Here is a 21,948-nt window from a genome sequence, read left to right on the forward strand (position 1 = left end):
GGGGCCACCGGGGCGGCCGGTGCTTCCGCGGGCGCTGGTCCTGTCTCCCTCGGCGCCGCGGTCGCCGGCGTTGTTGCGGCCGTCGTCACCCGGGCTCCCGGAGCGCCTGATCCTGCCGGCGGGCCGGCCTTCTGTCCGGGGTGCGCGATCCGACGTCGCCGTTGGGCATGTTGCCGGTGTCGCGTTCGTGGTTCGTGAGGCTGACGAGGGAGTCGAGCGGGTTTCGGTCCCGGGAGGTGTGCGGTGAGCGGTGCGGCGTGGCTGGAGCTGGCCGAGGGTGAGCCGTTCGGGGTGGAGAACCTGCCGTACTGCGCATTCGGGCAGGACCGGTTCCGCTGGACCGGGGTGCGGATCGGGGACCGGATCCTCAACCTCGCGGCGGCCGAGGGGCGCGGGCTCGTCGATGCGGGCGGGGCCTTTCTCGGGCAGGGGACGCTCAACCGGTTCATGGCGGCCGGGCGGCCGGTCTGGGCCCGGGTGCGGGAGCGGCTGGTCGAGCTGCTGAGCGCCGGGCGGTATCAGGAGTCGATCGAGCCACTGCTGCTGTCGGTCGCCGATGTGCGGCTCGAGCTGCCGTTCGAGGTGGCCGACTACGTCGACTTCTACTCGTCCGAGGAGCATGCGACGAACCTGGGCCGGCTGTTCCGGCCCGGCGGGGCGGCGCTGCTGCCGAACTGGAAGCACCTGCCCGTCGGGTACCACGGGCGCGCCGGCACCGTGGTCGTGTCCGGGACCGAGGTGCCGCGGCCGTATGGGCAGCGCAAGTCGCCCGACGACGACGCGCCCGCGTTCGGGGCCTCGCTGCGGCTCGACATCGAGGCCGAGGTCGGGTTCGTGGTCGGGGTGCCGTCGGAGGAGGCGGTCGCGATCGACGACTTCCGCGAGCACGTGTTCGGGGCGGTGCTCGTCAACGACTGGTCGGCGCGGGATCTGCAGGCGTGGGAGTACCAGCCGCTGGGGCCGTTCCTGGGCAAGTCGTTCCGGACGTCGGTGTCGCCGTGGGTGGTGCCGCTCGACGCGCTCGACGCGGCGCGGGTGCCCGGGCCGCCGCAGGTGCCTCCCGTGCTGCCTTATCTGCGGGCGGGGGAGCACTACGGGTACGACATCGGGATTGAGATTTTCTGGAACGGCACGCTGGTCTCCCGGCCGCCGTTCGCGGGGATGTATTGGACGCCGGCGCAGCAGCTGGCGCACATGACGGTCAACGGGGCTTGGGCGCGGACCGGGGACCTTTACGCCTCGGGGACGGTGAGCGGGGCGGAGGCCGAGCAGACCGGGTCGTTCATCGAGCGGACCTGGAACGGGGCGCGGCCGATCCAGCTCGCCGACGGCACCGCGCGGTCGTTCCTGCTCGACGGCGACACGGTGACGATCACCGCGACGGCGCCGGGGGCGGGCGGGGCGCGGATCGGCTTCGGGGAGGTGACGGGCACGATCACCAAGCCGGAGTGAGCGGAAACCTTGTGACGATGGGCGAGCCGTCGGTCTGCGGCATCGCTCCGGGCGGCAAGGCGTCGATCCGGGAGGCGATTGGGCCTCACGTGCGGCATCCCACCGCGCGTGGCGAGCTCCGTCGCGTGCGCTCGGGCGGGCCGACTGCGGGCTCGCTGCCCGTCGTGCTTGTGGACGCATGGCGGCGACGGCCGTCACCGGTCGTGCCTCCCGCCACGCGCTCAGCCGTGGCCGCCAGTCGCCGGCTCACGGCCACGGGCGGCGGCCCATGCCCGCGGGGCGGGCAAGCGGCCCCATGCCCGCGGGCGGGGCGAGCAGTGCGTGGCTGCGAGCTGGCAAGCGTGCGCGGGTGGGCGAGTGGCCCATGCCCCCAGGGCGGGGCGAGCGGCGTGCGGCTGCAGGCCGGCCTGCATGCGCGGGCGGGGGCGGGCGTTGTGCGGCCGCGGGCGGGTGGCTTTGTGCTTCGGGTCGAGCGCCGAAATGTGGACGGGCGCTGCGGCTCTGAAATGCATGGCCGGGTTTCGCCGAACGTAGGGCACCGGCGCCAATCGGCTTGGCCGACACGATTGGGTGATCTGGCTCGCTCGGATGGAGCGCGAAGAATGTCACGGGGCGGTGGGAACGCGGTGTGAGTCTTCTGCGGATCGACGGTCGCCGTGCGCGTTGTTTCGCATCAGGCAGGTATCGTGCGCGGCGGAGGTGGTTATGGGGACGAGAGCGGACGGGCTCCGGCGGCTGGTGTCGCCGCGTAGCTGGTCGCGGCCGGTGCGGTTCGTGCTCACCGGGCTGCTCGTCCTCGTGGTGCTCTTCGCCATGGGTATCACCGCCTACCGCACGTTGAAGCCCGCCGAGACCGTCAGCCGCGCCGACAAGCCGGTGCCCTCGGCCGAGCCGATCAAGGCGATCCAGTACTCGGAGCTGCCGGCGGCGCCGTTGATCGTCGAAGGGCGGCTGCGGGTGTACACGGAGCAGCGGCGGGTCTTTGCCGACACTCCGGTCACGGCGCAGCGGATGAACACGCCGCACTGGTCGTACCGGCGGTGGCCGGCCGAGGTGGTGTCGATCGTCGAGGTGGAGAAGCCCGCCAGCGGGGTCGGCATGTCGGTCGTCATCACGAAGTGGTCGGACGGCGAGATCGTCGCGCTCGACGCGGAGAAGGGCGACATCGTCTGGCAGGCGAAGATCGACCCGGCGGATGGTGAGTCGTTCGCGGGGCGGCGTACCGGGGCCAAGACCATGTGGCTGCCCGAGGATCTGTTCGTCAGCGCGTCCACGGTCGATCGGCAGCCGGTCGTCATCGCCACCGGCAAGGACGTCGTCGAGGGGATCGACCCGGTCAACGGCACGATCAAGTGGACGCGCTCGTTCACGACCGAGCCGGGGTGCCGGTCCAACGACTGGACGGGCCCGGACACGTACTTCGTGAAGAACACCTGCGCCAAGCCGGCCACCCTGGAGATGTACGACGCGGCGAGCGGCGTGCTGCTGAGTACCTGGCGGCCGCCGGGGGCCTCACTCGGTACCGACAACGTCTCCAACTGGTTCATCGAGCCGTCGTCGTGCCAGCTCGGCCGGTCCGGCTGCACGATGTTCAAGGCCGCGCCGACCGGGGAGGGCGTCGTGTCGTACACCGACGCCGCCGCGGGGCTGGGCACGATCACGGCCTCGTACTGGTCGCTCGCCGCCGACCGCACCGTGAAGCCGGAGCCCGTCGCCGACAAGGACACGGTGATCGCGGTCGGGGACGTGGTCGCGCAGCAGATGACCGGCGGGTACATCTGGGCGTACTCGCGCTCGACGGGCAAGCGCCTGTGGATGTCCGAGGTTTCGGGCCGCCTGATCGGCGGGGACCAGCGCAACTTCTACGTGATCAACACCGAGTACCAGCTGCTGGTGCTGAACCTGGAGACCGGCGCGGTCACCTCGAGCACCGAGCTGCGCATCCGGCCGGCGGACCGGTTCGTGTACAGCATGTACTACCTGCACGCCGGGTACCTGGTGATCGAGCGCCTGCAGACCACGAAGGAATCCGAGATCGACGACAAGTACTACTTCAGCCAGGACACCGTGGTCCTGGTCGGCATCGGCTGACCCCGGCCAGGACCCACGCGCGTGACTACAGCGCGCCGAGGAAGGCGTCGTTCTCCTCCGGGGTGCCGATGGTGACGCGGACGCCGTCGCCCTGGAAGGAGCGCACGATCACGCCCGCGCGCTCCTGGGCCGCGGCGAACTCGGCGGACTGGTCGCCCAGGGGCAGCCAGAAGAAGTTGGACTGGGTCTCCGGTACGTCCGGGTACACCTTGCGCACCGCCTCGACCACGCGCGTCCGCTCGGCCACGACCAGGTCGACCCGGCGGCGCATCTCGGCCTCGGCGTCGAGCGCGGCGAGGGCCGCGGCCTGGGCCGCCAGCGACGTCGAGAACGGGGTGACGACCTTGCGCACCGCCGCGGCCACCTCCGGCGAGCCGATCAGGTAGCCGATGCGCAGGCCGGCCAGGCCCCAGGCCTTCGACAGCGTGCGCAGGACCACCACGTTGGGGCGGTCACCGTACTCCCGCAGGCCGTCGGGCACGTCGGGGTCCGTGACGAACTCGCGGTAGGCCTCGTCCAGGGCCACGATCACGTTCGCGGGCACCCGGTCGATGAAGGCGTCCAGCTCGGCCTTGCGGACCGCGGTGCCCGTCGGGTTGTTCGGGTTGCACACGATGACGATCCGCGTGCGATCCGTGATGGCGTCGGCCATCGCGTTCAGGTCGTGGGCGTGGGCCCCGGTGTTCGGCACGCGCACGCTCTTCGCGGCGGTGGTGGCGCCGATGATGGGGTACGCCTCGAAGGAACGCCAGGCGTAGACGACCTCGTCGCCGGGCAGGCAGGCGACGCGGAACAGGTGCTCGAACAGCGCCACGGAGCCGCAGCCGGTCGCCACCCGCTCGGAGTCGACGCCCAGGCGGTCGGCCAGGCGCGCCCGCAGCTCGGTCACGCCCATGTCGGGGTAGCGGTGCACGCCCGCGACGGCCGCGGTCACCGCCTCGACCACGCCGGGGAGGGGGCCGTAGGGGACCTCGTTGCTGGCCAGCTTGATGGCGCCGGGCACGCTGCGGCCGGGGACGTAGGCGGGCAGGGCATCCAGGTCCGGGCGGGTGAGGCTCATGGCAGATCTCCGGGAGTCGGGGCGGAATCGGGGTCGCGGTCGGCCATCACCACGACGGTGCCGGCCGCGCGGTCGTGGATGGCTCGGTGCAGGGGCCAGTCGATCACCGGGGACAGGGCGTCGATGAACTGCAGCACGAAACCGATCCCGCAGGTCCACAGCAGGACCCACAGGCCCAGCGGGTTCCAGCGGCGGATCGCGCGGCCGAAGCCCAGCGGCTGGTCGGCGTCGAGCCCCACGACCTTGATCTTCAGGAGGCGCTTGCCGAGGGTCTGGCCGCTGCCGGCGTTGGACGGGACCTCGTAGGCGAACCAGATCGCGGCGATCAGGATCAGGATGATGATCTGCAGGTACTGCGCGCGGTCCGAGGTCGTCACGTCGCTGAACGACTGGCCGGCGGCCTGGCGGCGGTAGATCTCCGCCATGACCGGGCCGACCTCCTTGACGTACTGATAAATCAGGAAGCCCGTCGCGATCCCGATGATCACGGCGACCACGAGGATGTCGACGAGGCGGGCGAGGAGCCGCTTGCCGAGCGGGGCGAGGGCGTAGCCGTGCGGGCGGATCTGCGCCGGCACCGCGAAACCGGCCTGCGGCGGCAGCAGCACCTGCACCGCGCCGGCCGGCAGCTGGCCCTGCGGCAGGAGTCCGGGCGGCAGGGGCGTGCCCGGCGGGAGCACGATCGCGCCCGGCGGCAGCTGCCCGGGCGGGAATCCGCCCGGCGGGATCGGAGTGCCCGGCGGGAGTACCACCGCACCCTGCGGCAACGGTGCACCGGGCATGGTGACCACCGGGGACGGCGGCGTCGGCGCTGCCGGCGCGGCCGGGGTGACCGGCTTCTCGGCGATCACCGGCGGCGCCGCCGGGGCGGGCTCCGAGGCCGGGACCGGCTCGCCGATCCAGCCCTCGCCGTCCCAGTACCGCTGGACGTCCTGGTCCGCAGGATCCTTGTACCAACCGGGCGCTGTCACAAACCCTCCGTACCGCTCATCCGACCTTCACCACAATTGTCCCCGCCGCCTTGTCGCGCAGGCACTGCTGGTACGGCTTGTCCCACAGTTGCCACAGACCGTCGACCCAGGAGAAGAACGGTACGACGGCGCCGACGAGGCTCTGCGTCGCCCAGCGCTTGGCGAGCACGCCGCGGTCGACCGGCGCGGCCAGGTCGTCGAGGCGGATCAGCTGCAGCTTCATCGCCCGCTTGCCCCAGGTGACGCCGGTGCGGCCGAACAGCAGGCCCGCGCTCGGGGCCTCTTTGGACGAGGAGGTGGTGGCGCCCGCGCCGGCGATGGCCGCGACCATGCCGAGGACGGTCGGGGTCGCCAGCAACCGGTCGCCGAAGTTCGCCCGGGGCATGCCGTTCGGGACCCGCGGCACCGGCGGCGGTACCGCATAGGCACCCTGTGGATAACCGGGCTGTGGATAACTCGCCGGAGCGCCGCTGACCTGTGGATAACCGCCGGGCGGGTACCCACGTTGTGGATAACCTTGTTGATAACCCTGCGGATGACCGGGTGGTGTCCCGGGGTTCGGGGCACCACCCGGCTGCGGCTGGCCCGGATATGTCACCCGAACAGTGTTACAGGTTCCCGCGAAGTTCCTGCTCCCGCTCGATCGCCTCGAAAAGCGCCTTGAAGTTGCCCTTGCCGAAGCCGAGCGACCCGTGCCGCTCGATCAGCTCGAAGAACACCGTCGGGCGGTCCTGGACGGGCTTGGTGAAGATCTGCAGGAGGTACCCGTCCTCGTCGCGGTCCACGAGGATGCCGCGCGCCTTCAGCTCCTCGATCGGCGCGCGCACCTGGCCGATGCGGGCGCGCAGCTCGGGGTCCTCGTAGTACGAGTCGGGGGTCGTGAGGAACTCGACGCCGGCCGCCCGCATCTCGTCGACGGTGCGCAGGATGTCGTTTGTCGCCAGCGCGATGTGTTGCGCCCCGGGGCCGCCGTAGAACTCCAGGTACTCGTCGATCTGCGACTTCTTGCGCGACACCGCGGGCTCGTTGAGCGGGAACTTGACCTTGCGGGTGCCGCTCGCGACGACCTTGCTCATGAGCGCGGAGTACTCGGTGGCGATGTCGTCGCCGACGAACTCGGCCATGTTTGTGAAGCCCATGACCCGGCGGTAGAAGCCGACCCACTCGTCCATCCGGCCGAGCTCCACGTTGCCGACGACGTGGTCGACGGCCTGGAAGTACCGCTTGGCTGGCGGCGCGACGATCGGCCCGCGCGCGACGAAACCGGGCAGGAACGGGCCGGAGTAGCGCGAGCGGTCGACGAGCGTGTGGCGGGTTTCGCCGTACGTCGCGATCGCGGCCCGGCGCACGATGCCGTGCTCGTCCTGCTCGTCGTGCGGCTCCTCCAGCGGCGTGGCGCCCTGGCGCACGGCGAAGGCGAACGCGGTGTCGACGTCGGGCACCTCGAGCGCGATGTCGGCGATGCCGTCGCCGTGGCGCTCGTAGTGCTGGGTGGCCTCGGCCTGGCGGTGCACGCCGCCGGCGAAGACGAAGATGGCCGAGCCGGACTTCAGCACGTACTCGGCGTGGTCGCGGTGACCCTGCTCCGGCCCGCGGTACGCCAGCAGCGTCATGCCGAACGCGGTCGAGTAGAAGTGCGCCGACTGCTTGGCGTTGCCGACGTAGAACCGGACGTGATCGAGCCCGGTGAGCGGGAAGGGATCGTGGGAGACGTCGTGCTCGACGGCCCCGATGAGCTCGGTCAGGTCTTCGATGGCGCGGGTCATACGTGTAGCGTCGCCCGATTTTCCGATGTTGGGCAAGGAACGCTATTCTGCGTGGTCAAGTTGCACAATTGGCGGCATTTTCGGCGGGTACTGGTGAGCATATTGTCCAATGAAATCGATGTTCTCGATGCACGCCTCATAAGCCTGCTGTACGCCGAGCCGCGCATCGGCGTCCTGGAGTGCTCCCGCCGCCTCGGCGTCGCGCGGGGCACCGTGCAGGCGCGCCTCGACCGCCTGGCCGCCCGCGGCGTGATCCGCGGCCACGGGCCGGACGTCGACCCGGCGGCCCTGGGCTACGCGGTGACCGCGTTCGTGACGCTGGAGATCCGCCAGCGCTTCGGCCACGACCCGGTCTCGGCCCACCTGTCGGACATCCCGGAGGTGCTGGAGGTCCACACGATCACCGGGTCGGGCGACCTGCTGTGCCGGATGGTGGCGCGCTCGAACGCGGACCTGCAGCGGGTGATCGACCGGGTGATGAGCTTCGAGGGGATTCTGCGCTCCTCGACGATCATCGCCCTGGCCTCGCAGATCCCGTACCGCGTGCTGCCCCTGGTCGCCGCGGCGGCTGCCGACGACCGCTGAGCGCATCAGCCGATCGCGAATGGTCGCGAATCCGATCCATTCCGGCTCGCTTCCGACGACGATCGGGTCGTGGCCACTCGTCGCTGGATCGCCGTCGTCCTGACCGTCGCTGCGCTTGCCGCCTGCGATCCGGACACGCCGGCCAAGCCGAACAACCTCGTCGGCGTCGCCCCGTCGGCGGTGTCGAGCGAGTCGGTGAGCCCGTCGCCGTCGGTCGCGCCGGTGATCGTGCCGACGACGGCGCCGGCGGTGCCGGTGCCCGTGGTGACGACCAAGAACCCGACGCCGGCGAAGACGAAGACGACGACGAAGCCGCCGGCGCCGAAGACCACGGCACCGGCGGGCGGGCCGGTCGGCAACGTCCACCCCGGCGCGTTCTGCTCGCCGGAGGGCGCCATCGGTTACACGTCGGCGGGCACGAGGATGCGCTGCACCCGGAACGCCGGCGAGAACCAGCCCCGATGGCGAGCGGCGTCGTGAGTGCTACCGGCGGCCGAGGGTCAGGACGGGCTTCGTGACCTCGGCGAAGAAGTCGTTGCCCTTGTCGTCGACCACGATGAAGGCCGGGAAGTCGACGACGTCGATCTTCCAGACGGCCTCCATGCCCAGCTCCGGGTACTCCAGCACCTCCACGTGCTTGATGCAGTCCTGGGCCAGCCGGGCCGCCGGGCCGCCGATCGAGCCGAGGTAGAAGCCGCCGTACTGGTGGCAGGCGTTCGTCACCTGCTTGGAGCGGTTCCCCTTGGCCAGCATGATCATCGAGCCGCCCGCGGCCTGGAACTTTTCCACGTACGAGTCCATGCGGCCCGCCGTCGTGGGGCCGAACGAGCCCGAGGCGTAGCCCTCCGGGGTCTTGGCCGGGCCGGCGTAGTAGACGGCGTGGTCGCGCATGTACTGCGGCATCGGCTCGCCCGCGTCGAGGCGCTCGGCGATCTTGGCGTGGGCGATGTCGCGGGCCACGACGAGCGGGCCGGTCAGCGACAGGCGGGTCTTGACCGGCAGCTGCGACAGCTGGGCGCGGATCTCCGGCATCGGGCGGTTGAGGTCCACGGACACCACGTCGTCGTCGAGGTGCTCGTCGGTGACGTCGGGCAGGAAGCGGGCCGGGTCGCGCTCGAGCTGCTCCAGCCAGACGCCCTGCTCATTGATCTTGCCGACGGCCTGGCGGTCGGCGGAGCAGGAGACGGCGATCGCGACGGGGCAGGAGGCGCCGTGGCGGGGGAGGCGCACGACGCGGACGTCGTGGCAGAAGTACCGGCCGCCGAACTGGGCCCCGATCCCGAACTCGCGCGTGAGCTGGAGGACCTCGGCCTCCAGCTCCAGGTCGCGGAAGCCGTGGCCGACCGGCGAGCCCGAGACCGGCAGGGTGTCGAGGTACTTCGCCGAGGCCAGCTTCGCCGTCTTGAGCGCGTGCTCGCCCGAGGTGCCGCCGATCACGACCGCCAGGTGGTAGGGCGGGCAGGCCGCGGTACCGATGAGGCGCAGCTTCTCCTCGAGGAACTGCATCATGCGGGTCGGGTTGAGCAGGGCCTTGGTCTCCTGGTACAGGTAGCTCTTGTTGGCCGAGCCGCCGCCCTTGGCCATGAAGAGGAATTTGTACGCGTCGTCGCCCTCGGCGTACAACTCGATCTGCGCCGGCAGGTTGGAGCCGGTGTTCTTCTCCTCCCACATGGTCAGCGGCGCGAGCTGCGAGTAGCGCAGGTTGAGGCGCGTGTAGGCGTCGAACACGCCGCGGGCGATCGCGGCCTCGTCGTTGCCGTCGGTGAGCACGAAGCGGCCGCGCTTGCCCATCACGATCGCGGTGCCGGTGTCCTGGCACATGGGCAGGATCCCGCCCGCGGCGATGTTGGCGTTGCGCAGCAGGTCGAGGGCGACGAACCGGTCGTTCGGCGAGGCCTGGGGGTCGTCGATGATCGAGCGCAGCTGGGTCAGATGGGCCGGGCGCAGGTAGTGCGCGATGTCGTGCATGGCCTCGTCGGTGAGGCGGGTCAGCGCCTCCGGCTCGATCGTCAGGAACCGCCCGTCGCGGCCGACCCCGTCGCTGGTGACCAGGCGGTATTCGGTGATGTCGGGTCCGAGCGGCAGCAGCGGCGAGAACGCGAATTCGGGCATGCCCACGACTGTATTACTCGACCCCGGCGACCCTGAGCAGGGCCGCCGTCAGTGCCGCGGCCACCACGACGACGACGAACGGCGCCTTCCGCCACGCGAGCACCGCCCCCACCAGTACCCCGGCGGGGCGGGCGATTCCGACGAAGTGCGTGCCCTCCAGCAGGGCGGCGGTGGCGATCAGCGCGGCGAGCAGTGCGATGGCGGCGAGCGCGAGGTACCGCTTGACGTTCTCCGACACCGAGACCCGCTCGCGCAGGACGGGCCCCGCGAACCGGAAGGCGTAGGTGCCCGCCGCGAGGACGAGAATGGCGATCCAGCTCATTTGTTCCTCGCGAGTTTCGTGCTCGCCAGGGGCAGTGCGAGCAGGGCGACGAGTACGGGTAGACCCGCGGGCAGGAGCGGCGTGGCGGCGAGGGCCAGGGCGGCGCCGGCGACTGCCACACGTACAGCCGCACGCTCTTTCAGCGAAGGCAGCGTCAGGGCCAGCAGCGCGGCCGGGAACGCCGCGTCGATGCCGAACACGTCCGGATCGCCGAGCGCGGACCCGGCGATCGCCCCCACCGCGGCCGAGACGTTCCAGGTCAGGTACAGGCTGATGCCGGTGAGCCAGTAGGCCCGGCGGCGGCGGGCCGGATCGTCCTGGGCCAGCGCGAACGCGACCGACTCGTCGGTCATCAGGTGACTGCCCAGAATGCGGCGCCGGCCGAGCACCTCGTTGCCGATCGCCAGGCCGAACGGCAGGTGCCGCGCGTTGAGCAGCAGCCCGGCGAGCACGATCGCGGCGGCGGTGGCCCCGGCGCCGACCAGCCCGACGGCGAGGAACTGGGCGCCGCCCGCGTACACCAGCGCGTTCATGGCGATGATCTTCGACAGTGGCACCCCGGCGGCCGAGGCGATCGCGCCGAACGACAGCCCGACGACCATGGCCGCCGCGCACAGCGCCGCCACGTCGCGGGCGATCGGATCTGTTCGGAGAATCGAACGCATAGTTCGGTATGCTGGACCCATCGCCAGTGTTCGTCAAGCCGAATAAATCGTTCGACGTACCGAACGGAAGTGCCTTGAACCCCAACAAGCCCCCGATCGACCTGATCGCCGCGGCGCTGCGCCGCGAGCGGGAGCGCGAGAAGCTGTCGCTCAGCGAGGTCGCCAAGCGCGCGGGCATCGCCAAGTCGACGCTCAGCCAGCTCGAGTCGGGGGCCGGCAACCCCAACATCGAGACGCTGTGGGCCCTGGCCGTGGCGCTCAACGTGCCGTTCAGCCGGCTGGTCGAGCCGCCGCCGACCGCGCCCCGCGTGATCCGGGCCGGTGAGGGTCCGACGGTGAAGTCCGAACAGGCGGATTTCATCGGTACCTTGCTCGCGACCTGCCCGCCCGGGGTACGCCGGGACATCTACCTGATGCGTGTCGAGCCGATCGGCGCCCGCAAGGCCGACGCCCACCTGCCCGGCACGATCGAGCACGTCGTGATGATCAGCGGACGGCTCCGGGTCGGCCCCGAGGACTCACCGGTCGACCTGGACGTCCACGACTACGCCTCCTTCGCCGGCGACGTCGCGCACGGCTATGAGGCCTTGGCCCCTCATACGTCGTTCGCGCTGGTCATGGAGCATCGCTGACCGCGGATCCGCAATTGGACGTTGTACCGCCTGAGCCCGCTCCTTAGCGTCACCACATGACGCTCATCGCGCACGTCAGCGACACCCACGTGGACGGCGGCCGGCGCATCGTCGAGCGGACCACGAGGGTCGTCGACTACCTGCTCGGCCTGCACCGCCAGGTGGACGCGGTCCTGCTCACCGGAGACCTCGCCGACCACGGGCAGCCCGACGAGTACGAGCAGCTCAAGATGTTGTTCAAGCGGCTCGATGTACCACTGCTCCATCTGCCGGGCAATCACGATCGGCGGGAAGAGTTCGTCGCCGCCGGCCTGGGCCCGCTCAACCGCGTCGAACGCGTCGGGGATGTGCTCTTCGCCCTGGTCGACTCGACCATCCCCGGCAAGGACGAGGGGTTCATCGAGAACATCGAGTGGCTCGACGAGGCCCTGTCGATCGACGGCCCCGCGTTCGTGTGCTTCCACCACCCGCCGATCGCGCTCGAGCACCCGTACGCCGACCGGCTGCGGCAGTTCGGCGAGGAGCGCCTCGAGGCCGTGATCCGCCGCCACACGAACGTCGTCGCGGTGCTGTGCGGGCACTTCCACACGCCGACGGTGACCACGTTCGCGGGCGTGCCGCTCGTCATCGCGCCCGGCATCAAGTCGACACTGATCATGCCCTGGGAGCGCGAGACGGACGGGATGGACTACGACGACCGCCCGGCCCTCGTGTTCCACCAGTACACCGGCGGGCGGCTGACCTCGACCTACAAGATCCTCTAACCGAAGGGCAGGTACCCGATGGTCCGGCCCCGCCCGACCATCAGCCCGTGCTCGCCGATGCCGAGGACGTCCGCGGTGGTCTTCGCGTCGATGAGCGTTCGTCCGTCGGCGGGCGCATAGGCGATCAGGTGCCCGCCGGCGGAGTCGCGCACGAGCACCGCGTACCGCGACACGGCGATGTCCGCCTTCGCCGGCACGTCCTTCTGCCACAGCCGCCCGCCCTTGTCGAACCCGACGACCGCGAGCGTCTTGCCGCCGTTGGACCGGACCAGCCCGTACTGGCTGTCGGCCGCCACGATCTCGTCGCCGTCGGCCCCGGCCCACATCTCGCGCCCATCGCGCGGCGACAGGAACACCTCGCGGTTGTCGCCGCGGGTCGCGATCAGCACGGTGTCGGCCCCGGACGGGTCGTGCCGCTGCTCGCACCCGGCGCCGGAGGCGGTGTGCAGGTCGTACCCGTCCTTCTTCCACACCGCCTTGCCGGTGCTCGCGTCGCGGGCCTCGAGGCTGTACCGGCAGTTACCGTCCTTCGGCGCCGCCGTCGACACCAGCACGCGCCCGCCCGCGACCACGACCCGCGTGGTGTTCGAGACGCTCTCCTCCGGCAGCAGCTTGCCGCGCCCGGTGTCGACGACCTTCACCTTCTGGTCGATCGGGAACCCGAGCATCGCCGGGATCGTGCGCGGCATGGCCCCGATCGCGTCGCGGTACGCGTCGGCCTTGACCTCGGTGCCGAGCAGGTCGCTGTTGATGCCGTTGAGCACCCGCCCGATGCCCGGCAGCGTGAGCTTCCAGATCTGCGCCCCGTCGCGCGGCGCCCGCGCGGTGAGCGTGCAGTCGCTGAGCTTGCCGCACGCGAGCGTCAGCACGGAGTCCCGGAACGTCCACGCCCCGACCGCCTCGCCGTCCTTCCACCGCGCCGTCCCGGTGCCGGGGTCGAGCGCCTCGAGCCCGGTCCCGCGCCGCCCGACGATCGCGACCACGTTCCCGCCGTCGCCCGCGACCCCGGCCCAGTCGGCCTCCTTGGTCCACAGCACCTGCCCGGAGGTCAGCGACCGGCCTTCAACGGTGCCGCGCATGCTGACGATGGCGGCGGTACCGGCGACAACGGCCGACGAGGGCTGCCCGCCCACGCGCTCGGTCCACGTCGTGTCGGGGGTGGACAGTTTCCCGGTGCTGTCGGCAACCTTCTCCCACCAGTCACCGACCTTGGGCAGCGGGTTCCAGCCGGTGATGATGATGGCGGTGATGATGAGCGCCAGCACCCCGATCGCACCGAGCGCCGTCTCGAAGTTGCGGACCGCTCCCCTAGCCACGGCCGCGAGCGTAGCGCCGCGGCATGATAATCCGCCGGATGACGCCTTTTGCCCGTGTCGCGCCGATTCACCCGAACGTGACACTCCGGTCCAGGGGCAGAGCCGGCCGGAATCGAACCGGCGTCCTTCGCCTGAGCAAGGCGGTGCGTCGACCTCTGCGCTACGGCTCTGCCGCGCGGCAGTCTAGAGCGTCACCGCTCCTCGGCGGCGTCGCCACGTCGGCGCCTCAGCGCCGATCGCCGGCGCGGTCGCTACCCCTCTGTCGGCCCGACGTCCCGCGTGTGTGGGCCGAACGCTCGGACGCCACGACCGGCGGCAGGTAACGGGCAAATAGGGCCGGCCGACGCCGGTCGGGTTCAGGACTCCAGCTCGGGGGCCTCGCCGCGCCTGGACAGGTGTTTCACGATGGCGGCGGCGCTCACGGCGACCGTCGCGGCCAGGCCGGCGATGAAGGCCACGGTCAAGGCCGGGGCGATCTCGGCCTCGGTCGGGCGGTCATAGGGGCCGTCGTTCGGCCAGAGCGTGGACACGCTGGCCAGGCCCCCGATGACCCATAGCGCGGCGAGCAGGTTGAGGGCGACGACGATGCCGGGCGCTCCGTGCGGCTTCGACACGTCTTCGATCCTGCCGAGTCCGGGGATTCGTACGGTACCCGCCACGTGGCTGGACAACGCCTGCCGTTCGGGGGTTGCCTTCCGGGTGATGAGGGGCAGAGCCGGCCGGAGTCGAACCGGCGTTCCCCGCCCTGCGAAGGCGGTGCGACTACCTCTGCGCTACGGCCCTGCCGCGCCGGAGTCTACGGCGCCGGGGTCCGGTGTCATTGGAGCAAGGGGCGCAGGAAGGCCAGGTCCTTGCGGCCCGTGAAGCCCGCCATGTTCACGTAGCCGCTCGGGTGCGAGCGCGCCTTCGGGTCGGCGCCGGCCTTCAGTAAGGCGCGGACCAGGTGTTCGGAGCCCCGCGCTACGGCCTCGTGCAGCGGGGTGCGGGCCCGGCGGTCGCGCGCGTTCGGGTCCAGGCCGGCCGCCAGCAGGCCCGGCAGCAGGGCCTCGCCGTTCGGGAGCAGGGGGAGGCGGTGCAGGAGGGTCTCGCCGTGTGCGGGCAGGCGCACGTGCGGGTCCAGGCCCCGCGCCAGGGCGTCGAGTACCACGGCGGTGTCGCCGTGCCGGATGACGTGCAGCAGCTCCAGCTGCAGGTGGCGCACCGGGCGCGGCGGGCGGATGTCCGCGGCGCGCCAGCCCTCGCGCGCGGCGACGCAGCCCTGGAGGGCGCCGCCGAGGGCGGACAGGGCGAGCTCGCGGTCGATCTCGGCGGAGGTGTGCGGCACGACGATCTCGCCGGCGCGCATGGTGATCTCGTGGGTCGCGTGGTCGCACTGCACGCGGAGGGTCGTGCGGAGCCGGGTCGGCTCCGGCGGTACCGCTGCCGGCGCTTCTGGAAACAGCGCCCGATGGACCAGCGGGTGCAGCCGCGCCGGGCCCCGGAGCAGGGCGTCGAGCTCCTCGGGGCGGTGGACCAGCACCGGCGGGACGACCGGGATGCGCTCGATCGTCGTGCCGAACTCGTCGAGCTCGGCGTCGCGGCGGGACGCGTCGGTCTCGTGGTAGGGCCCGCGGGTCAGCAGTCGCGCCCGGGCGCCGTCGAGCACGATCGTGCGGCCGCGTACGTCGATGCGTACCAGGCCCAGGTGGTCGTTGACCTCGGTCATCGGGTGCGGCGACGGCCCCACGACGCCCGGGCGGGGCCAGGGGGCGGCGGCGCGGAGTTCCCGCACGTAGGCGAGGGTGCGGCGCGCGGCCTCCCGCAACGTCGCGTGGACCGGGCGCGGCCAGGCCAGCGAGCGCTCGACCGCGGCGCCGCGGGCGCGGTTGCGCTCGGCCGGGTCGATGGCGAACGCGGCGGGGTCGAGGCGGTCGCGGCCGAAGCGGCGGTCGAAGAGGAGGACCTGGAGGTCGTACCCGGCGACGGCCCACGCCGCGGCGTGCCGGCCGCGCGCGTCGAGCCCCAGGGCGGACTCAACGCGGCCCTCGGGGGAGCCGTCCTCCGTTGCGTGGCGCGCGCCCGCCGCGGTGAAGAACGGCAGCCGGGTGACTCCTCCGGATCGGGCCAGGATTTCCGCGGTACACCGGGAATCCCAACGATCCCGCAGGAGCACGAAGGTGTCGTCCCGCCGGCCCGGCTGCTCGACCAGGCGGTCGATGCGCAGGTCGATGCGGTGCTCGCCGGGCCTTGCGCGTGCGAACAGCCCGTGGTCGTCGGGCAGGAGTGCCAGCGGGTAGAACGCGTCGGTGCGCGGGAAGCCGTTGCGGTCGCGGGGGAAATGCCAGCGTAGGAGGTCGGGTACGAGGTGGCGCAGGTCGGCCTCGAGCGGCCCGGCCACCTCGGCGCCGAAGTGTCGCCGCAGCGTGGCCAGGTCGACGTGCACGACGACGCCCGCGGCCGCGCAGGCGCCGGGCCAGTCGCCCGCCAGGCGGCGCTCGGTCGCCTTCTCGATCATCCTGGCCGGCACCGCGGACGGATGCAGCGCTCGCAACCGTCCTCCTTCGTCGCGTGGTCTTCGTCGGGCGTTCTACGTCGGGCGTTCTACGTCAGGCGTTCTACGTCAGGCGTTCTTCATCGGGTGCTCGAGGGCGGGGCCGGCCGGAGTCGAACCGGCGTCCTTCGGATCCGCAGTCCGATGCGTCTACCTCTGCGCTACGGCCCCGCCGCGGGCGAGTCTAGATCGGCGGGGCGGCGCGGGGCGGGGCGCCCGTGTAATGCTGAGGCGCATGTATGACTTCGCCAGACTTGCCGGATTTTTCGCCGCGCACGGGGTGTGGAGCGTGTCCGACGGCGGCCCGTTGACGCCGCTGCTCGGGTACGACGAGGTCAACGGCCAGCGGGGGATGACCCGCTTCGTCGCCGAGGACATCGCGGAGGGCGCGCGCAAGGGCCGCGAGGAGCTGGAGACCAACCCGGCGGGCCGGCTGCGGGCGGTGCTCGTGCTCGACGCGTACATCCACCTCGAGTCGGGCAAGGTGGACGCCCTCATCGCCGAGGCCGTCGAGTACGGGCCGGCGCCGAAGAAGCTGGTCATCGCCGTGCCGTACCGGCCGGAGCCGTTCGCGGTGCACCGGCCGAAGTTCCTGGAGATCGAGGGGTACCCGGACTCGGAGACGGGCAACCTCGCGGACGCCTTCTTCGCCGGCGTCGACGCCCACGAGCAGGGCAACGCGGTGTGGAGCGCACACCTGGACGAGTCGATCTAAGGCAGCGCGTCGAGGCCCGTCGACGGGACGGCGATCCAGCCCTCGATCTTGGCCAGGGGGAGTTGATCGGGGTCCGGGCGCAGGGTCAGGCCCAGGGCCGTCGCCCGCGCGGTCAGGGCCGCGACCAGGGCGTCGAAGGCGTCGCGGTTCGTGATCACGAGCGGGGCGAAGGAGCCGAGGTCGAGCCAGCGCGCGGTGGCGTCGTGCAGGGCGGCGGCCAGGCCCGCGTGGCGGCCCTTGTACCGGCGGGTCACGCCCCAGCGGTGCAGTGACGCCGCCGGGTGGGTCTCCACGATCGTGCCGGTGCCGCTGCGGTCGACGTCATGGCCGGAGCGGGCGAGCATGGCCTGCAGCGCGGCGCAGCGCAGGGCGGCGTGGCCCTGGCGGTCGGCGGCGACGCTGGCCGGGACGACGCCCGGGACGGTGGCGCGCACGGCCTCGTCGGTCGTGCGGTACATCATCACGCGCCGCCAGTTCGCCCCGTTCTCCCTGCTCGGCAGGCTCGCGGTGTGCCCGACGCGGTGCGCGTTGACGAGCGCGGCGAACGGCTCGGGCCAGCCGAGCGCGCAGTTGAAGCCGGTCTTGTCGGACTGGCGCACGGTCGCGACGATGCGCGCGTCGGATACCCCGATGGTGACCTCGCGCAGCGCGGCGCGGCCGCGCGACCACGCGACGGTCACGAGGGCGGTCCGCTCGTCGGTGGGGGCGAGATCGACACCTGCGGTGAGCACGAAGGTAAACAGCGTCGCCCGGGCGTGCGGTGTTACACCTCAGCCGTTGTTGCCCTGATTGTCGTTCTTGCCGCCCGGGCTCTTGCCGTTGCCGCCGGAGTTGCCGTTCTTGCCGCTCGGCGGGGCGGCCGCGGAGGAGGACGGGGCGAGGCCGAGGAGGCGGTCGCAGTACGCGTCGATCGCCCGCTCGCCGCCGGCCAGCAGCGACAGCGCCTTGCGCTCGTCGCCGGTCACGGGCCGGGCGTGGGAGTCGGTGCGGCGCGCCACCCAGGCCCGGCACGCCTCCGGGGGCGTCGGGCCGGCCGCCGCCGAGGTCGCCGCCGACGCGCGGGGTGGCCGGGGGGTCTGCGGCGCGGACATGGTCGAGACCGGCTCTTGGTCGTGGTGGTCGGGCTTCAGGTCGGTGTGCTTGTCGAACCAGGTCTGCACCGGGTCGGGCAGCCGGCCGGTGTTCGCCGCGAACGCCGTCCCGCCGACGCCGGCCGCGAGTACGGCCGCCACGGCCACGGCGAAGATGCGGCGCTTGCGGGGGCGGGCGATGCGCGGGCGGTACTCCTGGCGGAACGTCGCGACCGCGTCCGGCTCGCCGCGCAGCTCGTGCCTGCGCCCGGGCGCGGCCGCGGCCGACAGCAGCTCGCCCAGCCGGCCCTCGGGGAGCTCATCGCGTTTCATCACGCCCGCCCCTCGTTGCCGGACCGCGCCCGGCCGTCGTCGTCGGACCGCGTCCGGTCATCGTCGCCGGACCGCGCCCGGCCATCGTCGCCGGGCCGCGCCCGGCCGTCGTCGCCGGGCCGCGCCCGGCCGTCGTCGCCGGGCCGCGTCCGGTCATCATCGCCGGACCGCGCCCGGTTGATTTCGCCGGGCCGCGCCGGGTCGACCTCGCCGGACCGCGCCCGGCCGGGCCCGTCCGCGCGGTCGGCGGCCCGCAGCTCCGGATGTTCCGCCAGCCGCCGCAGCCCGCGCATCGCCGCGATCCGCACCGCGCCCGAGCGCTTCCCCAGCACCCGGGCCGTCCCCGCCACGTCGAGGCCGGCGACCACGCGGAGCATGACCGCCTCGGCCTGGTCCCGCGGCAGGCTCGCGATCATGCGCAGCGCGCGGTCCGTCTCGTCGAGCTCGACCACCTCCGCGGCCACGTCGCGCGCGGTCGCGGCGACCCTCAGCTGCTCGACGGCCTCGTGCGGCTCCTCGTGCCGGCGCCACGCCCGGCGGTTCTCGTCGATCCCGCGATGCCTGGCGATGCGGAAGAGCCAGACCCGGAAAGCGGTGGCGGTACCGTCAAATCTCGAAAGATCCCGCGACACCTGCAGCCACGTCTCGGAGGCGACGTCCTCGGCGGCGTCCCCGCACACGACGCGCAGGTAGCGCAGCACCGGCGGGTGCAGCGACCGCCAGAGCACCGCGAACGCGGAGGCATCCCCCTCGATGGCGGCGGCGAGCGGCGCGGCGAGATCCTCGTCCCGCACACCCTGAACCGACGCCGTCACCAGCACACGGTAGGCCACGCCGGCTGGGTTTTCGCGACTCGGCTCATCCGAACGGGTGGTTTGGTACGGTCGCCCGTAATGCCGTGTATGCGGCTTTTCTCACGAAGGCAGTCGCGTTGCGTGCTCGAATCCTGGTCGGTCTGGCCCTGGCCGCCGCCGTGCCCGGTCTCGCGTTCGCCGACCCGACGGTCTCGGCCACCCCGACGATCTCGGTCAGCGGACCGGCCGGGCCTCGGCCTTGAGCCGCTCGATGGCCCCGGCGACCAGACCCGACACCGCGCCGATCGCGAACAGGCAGACGTAGGCGCTCGTGAACAGCGGCGCGTCGGCGAAGAAGTGCCGCTGAAGGAAGTCGTTGACGCCGTTGCTGAACGCGACGGCGTCGGCGCTGGTGTACCAGTGGTCGCGGTACCGATGCGGGCTGTTCACCACCAGCAGCGCGAACACCGCCGGCCAGCCCAGCACGTGCTCGGTCACGGTCGAGATCATCCGCAGTGCGGGCGTCGCCGTGCCCACCTTCGCGCTCTGGGTGACGCCGATCGCGAACGGCACGAGACAGGCCCACCAGGTCGGGCGCATCGCGAGGCCGAAGTCGGGCAGCGAGCCCCAGCCGATCGGGCCGTCGTCGGCGGCGCGCCACACCAGGGCGGCGAGGACGAGCAGCACCGCGGTGAGCAGCAGCCCGGTCGCCGCCCCGAGCGCGCTGTGCCGCACGCGGATCGACACCGGGCCGTAGAAGGTGCCGACGGCGCCGTAGTTGTCGCCCAGCCCGGACTCGGAGTGCGAGGAGGCGGCCTGGTTGATGGTCACCGGCCCGTGGATCTGCTGCGCCGCGGCGCCGAGGTTCTTGCCGATCTGGATGTTGCCGTCGCCCGCCTGGACGTTCCCGGCGCCGCGGATGTCCATGGTGTACCGCGAGCCGCCGGCGTCCAGCACCGCCCGCGCCGCGGCGAGCACCTCGCGGTCGCGGGTCGCGCCGGAGGCGACGAGCGCGTCGCCGAGCAGCTCCCGCCAGTGCGCCGCGCTGGTCAGCTCCCGCGCCAGCGCCCCCTGCGCCTCGGGGAACTCGGCCAGCCGCGCGACGAGCGCCCGGCGCAGCGCCCCGGCCGCCGGAGCCCGCCCGCGCCCCGCGGCGAGCGCTGCACAGATCGGGCCGACGGCGTCCACATCGAGCATTCTCGCAGCGTGCAAGGCCTGCTCCGGCCGGAGTGGATGGGCCGTTCAGGTCGAAGATGATGGATGACCGGTGATCCTCAGACGAGGGCGGACAGGGGCAGCGACGGGGTCACGGCCGCGCGGGCGGCGGCGATGCTCAGCGCCAGCGGCAGGACCGCCGCGAGCGGGTCCGCGGCGCCCTCGCGGAGGTCGACGAAGAACTGGCCGCCGTCGAAGCGCTGGGCGCTGCGGTGCGCCCAGCGCACGGCCAGGCTGGTCTTCCCCGTCCCCGTCCCCGGCGCCCCCTGCACGCATATCGACTCGTCGAGCTCGGCGCGGACGAGTTCGACCTGTTCGGGTTGGATGGTGGCGACGATGTCGCGCATGGGTCCGACGCGGGGTTGTTCGATTTCCTCGGCCGGCGGAGCGAGATCCGGATTCTGTTCGTCTTTGATCCATGGCGATCCGCGATCCTGCTCATCGCCGGCGACAAGTCCGGTCAGTGGAACCGGTGGTACCGGCAGGCCATACCGGAAGCGGAGCAGTTCTACGCCACATACTTGAAGGAGCGAGAGAGGGAGGTCGGGGATGAGCGGCGTTAAGCGGTGGCGGGATACCGATCACCTGGAGCGCGCGGTCGAAACCGCAGGCGGCCGCGAGGCGTTCGACGTCGCGGTCGGCGCGATGCTGGACGAGGCTCGGGGCTGGCGGCTGGCTGAGCTGCGCAAGCGACGTGAGATGACGCAGGAGCAGGTCGCGTCCCGGATGGGTGTCTCGGTGGCGCGGGTGTCGCAGATCGAGGCCGGCAGTGTCTCTACGCAGGAGGTGCTCGCACGGTACATCGAGGCACTCGGCGGCACGCTGAAGCTGATCGCCGACTTCGGCGACGAGCAGCTGAAGGTCGCCTGACCCTGACCCCGGCGGTAATGGGTCACAATCCGGGGTTGGGGTTCCCGGTCCCCGGCGCCCCCTGCACGCAGATCGACTCGTCGAGCTCGGCGCGCACGAGCGCATCCTGCTCGGGCTGGATGGTGGCGACCATGTCTCGCATCGGCCCGACGCGCGGACGCTCGATCTCCTCCAGCAGGATCTGGCTGACGGCATTCTGTTCGCCGCGGCTGAGGTGCTTGTCCTCGAAGCTGGTCAGCTCGCCCTTGCCGGACCCGAAGCGGCGGCGCACGTCGACGCCCTGCGGGTCGCGGGCGCTGGCCTGGTAGAAGTTGCGCGACAGCGGCGCGCGCCAGTCGAGCACCATAGGCTCGCCGGCCGTGTCGGTCACGTGGCGGCGCCCGATGTGGTAGTCGTGGTCGTCAAGGTCGAGCCGTCCGAAGAAGAGCGGCGTGTCGGGGTTGTCGGCGAGGTCGGCGATGCGTCGGGCGAGGTGCCGGCCCAGCGTTTCCGTGGCGTACGCGTCGCCGGCGACCTGGTCTCCGGTGGAGAAGAGCTCCTCGGCATGCGCCGCAGCGCCTGCCGTGATGCGTCGAGGTGCGCTCGCTCGTCGGCGAGCTCGGTTTCGAGTGCGGGCACGGTGATCCTGTTGGAGGTTCGGTCGGCTCGCTCGCGTATCCGGGGTCGCACACCCCGGCGCGTGGGA

The 21,948-nt window shown here is 72.0% G+C and carries 24 protein-coding genes, 3 tRNA genes and 1 pseudogene; 9 read left to right on the forward strand and 19 right to left on the reverse strand.

All coding sequences use genetic code 11. From position 1 onward, the window contains the following. Positions 1-243: 243 nt before the first annotated feature. Together fahA and ACPPVO_RS01350 are read left to right on the forward strand one after the other, a co-directional pair. Positions 244-1,452: a fumarylacetoacetase gene (gene fahA, locus ACPPVO_RS01345; RefSeq protein ID WP_426509357.1), complete on the forward strand. Its 1,209-nt coding sequence runs from the start codon at positions 244-246 to the stop codon at positions 1,450-1,452. A 705-nt stretch (positions 1,453-2,157) separates the two neighbouring features. Next, positions 2,158-3,543 (forward strand): PQQ-binding-like beta-propeller repeat protein, encoded by a 1,386-nt coding sequence (locus ACPPVO_RS01350; RefSeq protein ID WP_426509359.1) that lies wholly within the window; start codon positions 2,158-2,160, stop codon positions 3,541-3,543. A 25-nt stretch (positions 3,544-3,568) separates the two neighbouring features. Here ACPPVO_RS01350 and hisC read toward each other — a convergent pair whose 3' ends face one another. The 4 genes from hisC to hppD all read right to left on the reverse strand — a co-directional run bounded on the left by hisC (position 3,569) and on the right by hppD (position 7,340). After that, the gene (gene hisC / locus ACPPVO_RS01355) at positions 3,569-4,603 is read right to left on the reverse strand and encodes a histidinol-phosphate transaminase (RefSeq protein WP_426509361.1); all 1,035 of its coding nucleotides are present in this window, start codon (positions 4,601-4,603) and stop codon (positions 3,569-3,571) included. After that, the gene (locus tag ACPPVO_RS01360; protein ID WP_426509363.1) at positions 4,600-5,574 is read right to left on the reverse strand and encodes an RDD family protein; all 975 of its coding nucleotides are present in this window, start codon (positions 5,572-5,574) and stop codon (positions 4,600-4,602) included. Before ACPPVO_RS01360 ends, hisC begins: the two co-directional genes overlap by 4 nt. Positions 5,575-5,590: 16 nt before the next feature. Further along, positions 5,591-5,980 carry an RDD family protein gene (locus tag ACPPVO_RS01365; protein ID WP_426509365.1) on the reverse strand — a complete coding sequence of 130 codons (390 nt, stop codon included), beginning with the start codon at positions 5,978-5,980 and terminating at the stop codon, positions 5,591-5,593. 202 nt (positions 5,981-6,182) lie between these two features. Next, complete coding sequence (gene hppD / locus ACPPVO_RS01370) at positions 6,183-7,340, reverse strand: 4-hydroxyphenylpyruvate dioxygenase (protein WP_426509367.1); 1,158 nt, start codon at positions 7,338-7,340, stop codon at positions 6,183-6,185. 102 nt (positions 7,341-7,442) lie between these two features. On the opposite strand from hppD, the gene ACPPVO_RS01375 reads away from it, so the two are divergent. Both ACPPVO_RS01375 and ACPPVO_RS01380 read left to right on the forward strand, forming a co-directional pair. Beyond that, positions 7,443-7,925 carry an Lrp/AsnC family transcriptional regulator gene (locus ACPPVO_RS01375; protein ID WP_426509369.1) on the forward strand — a complete coding sequence of 161 codons (483 nt, stop codon included), beginning with the start codon at positions 7,443-7,445 and terminating at the stop codon, positions 7,923-7,925. Positions 7,926-7,994: 69 nt separating this feature from the next. Further along, on the forward strand, positions 7,995-8,405 hold the full coding sequence (locus ACPPVO_RS01380; protein WP_426509370.1) for a hypothetical protein: 411 nt from the start codon (positions 7,995-7,997) through the stop codon (positions 8,403-8,405). A gap of 3 nt (positions 8,406-8,408) precedes the next feature. Here the strand turns inward: ACPPVO_RS01380 and ACPPVO_RS01385 are convergent, their stop codons facing one another. The 3 genes from ACPPVO_RS01385 to ACPPVO_RS01395 are packed head-to-tail and all read right to left on the reverse strand — an operon-like array spanning position 8,409 to position 11,024. After that, entirely contained in the window at positions 8,409-10,037 is a 1,629-nt protein-coding gene (locus tag ACPPVO_RS01385) for a fumarate hydratase (RefSeq protein ID WP_426509372.1), read from the reverse strand. Positions 10,038-10,050: 13 nt separating this feature from the next. Further along, positions 10,051-10,359, reverse strand: a complete 309-nt coding sequence (locus ACPPVO_RS01390) for an AzlD domain-containing protein (RefSeq protein WP_360367313.1) — start codon at positions 10,357-10,359, stop codon at positions 10,051-10,053. After that, positions 10,356-11,024 carry an AzlC family ABC transporter permease gene (locus ACPPVO_RS01395; RefSeq protein ID WP_426509374.1) on the reverse strand — a complete coding sequence of 223 codons (669 nt, stop codon included), beginning with the start codon at positions 11,022-11,024 and terminating at the stop codon, positions 10,356-10,358. The genes ACPPVO_RS01390 and ACPPVO_RS01395 overlap by 4 nt, the downstream gene beginning before the upstream one ends. 74 nt (positions 11,025-11,098) lie before the next feature. Here ACPPVO_RS01395 and ACPPVO_RS01400 point away from each other — a divergent pair, with 74 nt between their 5' ends. Next, complete coding sequence (locus ACPPVO_RS01400) at positions 11,099-11,656, forward strand: helix-turn-helix domain-containing protein (protein WP_426509376.1); 558 nt, start codon at positions 11,099-11,101, stop codon at positions 11,654-11,656. Positions 11,657-11,712: 56 nt separating this feature from the next. Next, positions 11,713-12,420, forward strand: a complete 708-nt coding sequence (locus ACPPVO_RS01405) for a metallophosphoesterase (protein WP_426509378.1) — start codon at positions 11,713-11,715, stop codon at positions 12,418-12,420. On the opposite strand, the gene ACPPVO_RS01410 is transcribed toward ACPPVO_RS01405, so the two are convergent. From ACPPVO_RS01410 to ACPPVO_RS01435, 6 genes are all read right to left on the reverse strand, one after another. Then, a complete protein-coding gene (locus tag ACPPVO_RS01410) occupies positions 12,417-13,736 on the reverse strand; it encodes a PQQ-binding-like beta-propeller repeat protein (RefSeq protein ID WP_426509380.1) in 1,320 nt (439 codons plus the stop codon). The two genes, ACPPVO_RS01405 and ACPPVO_RS01410, sit on opposite strands and share 4 nt — an antisense overlap. Positions 13,737-13,833: 97 nt before the next feature. Beyond that, a tRNA-Ser gene (locus ACPPVO_RS01415) sits at positions 13,834-13,906 on the reverse strand. 186 nt (positions 13,907-14,092) lie between these two features. After that, positions 14,093-14,350, reverse strand: coding sequence for a hypothetical protein (locus ACPPVO_RS01420; protein WP_426509382.1), 258 nt, complete (start codon positions 14,348-14,350; stop codon positions 14,093-14,095). 96 nt (positions 14,351-14,446) lie between these two features. Then, a tRNA-Ala gene (locus ACPPVO_RS01425) sits at positions 14,447-14,519 on the reverse strand. 34 nt (positions 14,520-14,553) lie between these two features. After that, the gene (locus tag ACPPVO_RS01430) at positions 14,554-16,266 is read right to left on the reverse strand and encodes a hypothetical protein (RefSeq protein WP_426509383.1); all 1,713 of its coding nucleotides are present in this window, start codon (positions 16,264-16,266) and stop codon (positions 14,554-14,556) included. A 98-nt stretch (positions 16,267-16,364) separates the two neighbouring features. Further along, positions 16,365-16,437: transfer RNA gene (locus ACPPVO_RS01435), tRNA-Arg, on the reverse strand. Positions 16,438-16,501: 64 nt separating this feature from the next. On the opposite strand from ACPPVO_RS01435, the gene ACPPVO_RS01440 reads away from it, so the two are divergent. Then, positions 16,502-16,981, forward strand: coding sequence for a hypothetical protein (locus ACPPVO_RS01440; RefSeq protein WP_426509385.1), 480 nt, complete (start codon positions 16,502-16,504; stop codon positions 16,979-16,981). On the opposite strand, the gene ACPPVO_RS01445 is transcribed toward ACPPVO_RS01440, so the two are convergent. The 5 genes from ACPPVO_RS01445 to ACPPVO_RS01465 all read right to left on the reverse strand — a co-directional run bounded on the left by ACPPVO_RS01445 (position 16,978) and on the right by ACPPVO_RS01465 (position 20,740). Continuing rightward, positions 16,978-17,712: a DUF429 domain-containing protein gene (locus ACPPVO_RS01445; RefSeq protein ID WP_426509387.1), complete on the reverse strand. Its 735-nt coding sequence runs from the start codon at positions 17,710-17,712 to the stop codon at positions 16,978-16,980. The genes ACPPVO_RS01440 and ACPPVO_RS01445 overlap by 4 nt on opposite strands. A gap of 39 nt (positions 17,713-17,751) precedes the next feature. Beyond that, a complete protein-coding gene (locus tag ACPPVO_RS01450; RefSeq protein WP_426509389.1) occupies positions 17,752-18,387 on the reverse strand; it encodes a hypothetical protein in 636 nt (211 codons plus the stop codon). Continuing rightward, positions 18,384-19,199, reverse strand: a complete 816-nt coding sequence (locus ACPPVO_RS01455; RefSeq protein WP_426509391.1) for an RNA polymerase sigma factor — start codon at positions 19,197-19,199, stop codon at positions 18,384-18,386. Before ACPPVO_RS01455 ends, ACPPVO_RS01450 begins: the two co-directional genes overlap by 4 nt. A 213-nt stretch (positions 19,200-19,412) precedes the next feature. Then, positions 19,413-20,375: a hypothetical protein gene (locus tag ACPPVO_RS01460; protein ID WP_426509393.1), complete on the reverse strand. Its 963-nt coding sequence runs from the start codon at positions 20,373-20,375 to the stop codon at positions 19,413-19,415. A 77-nt stretch (positions 20,376-20,452) separates the two neighbouring features. Then, entirely contained in the window at positions 20,453-20,740 is a 288-nt protein-coding gene (locus ACPPVO_RS01465; RefSeq protein ID WP_426509394.1) for a hypothetical protein, read from the reverse strand. A gap of 15 nt (positions 20,741-20,755) precedes the next feature. Here ACPPVO_RS01465 and ACPPVO_RS01470 point away from each other — a divergent pair, with 15 nt between their 5' ends. Together ACPPVO_RS01470 and ACPPVO_RS01475 are read left to right on the forward strand one after the other, a co-directional pair. Continuing rightward, a complete protein-coding gene (locus ACPPVO_RS01470; protein WP_426509395.1) occupies positions 20,756-20,956 on the forward strand; it encodes a type II toxin-antitoxin system RelE/ParE family toxin in 201 nt (66 codons plus the stop codon). Beyond that, positions 20,943-21,263: a helix-turn-helix domain-containing protein gene (locus tag ACPPVO_RS01475; RefSeq protein ID WP_426509397.1), complete on the forward strand. Its 321-nt coding sequence runs from the start codon at positions 20,943-20,945 to the stop codon at positions 21,261-21,263. Before ACPPVO_RS01470 ends, ACPPVO_RS01475 begins: the two co-directional genes overlap by 14 nt. Before the next feature lie 25 nt (positions 21,264-21,288). On the opposite strand, the pseudogene ACPPVO_RS01480 reads toward ACPPVO_RS01475, so the two are convergent. Beyond that, positions 21,289-21,920 (reverse strand): annotated as a pseudogene (locus ACPPVO_RS01480) (AAA family ATPase); the annotation flags it as partial. Positions 21,921-21,948: the final 28 nt, after the last annotated feature.

It is taken from the genome of Dactylosporangium sp. McL0621, assembly GCF_049995355.1.
Taxonomy (GTDB): Bacteria; Actinomycetota; Actinomycetes; order Mycobacteriales; family Micromonosporaceae; genus Dactylosporangium.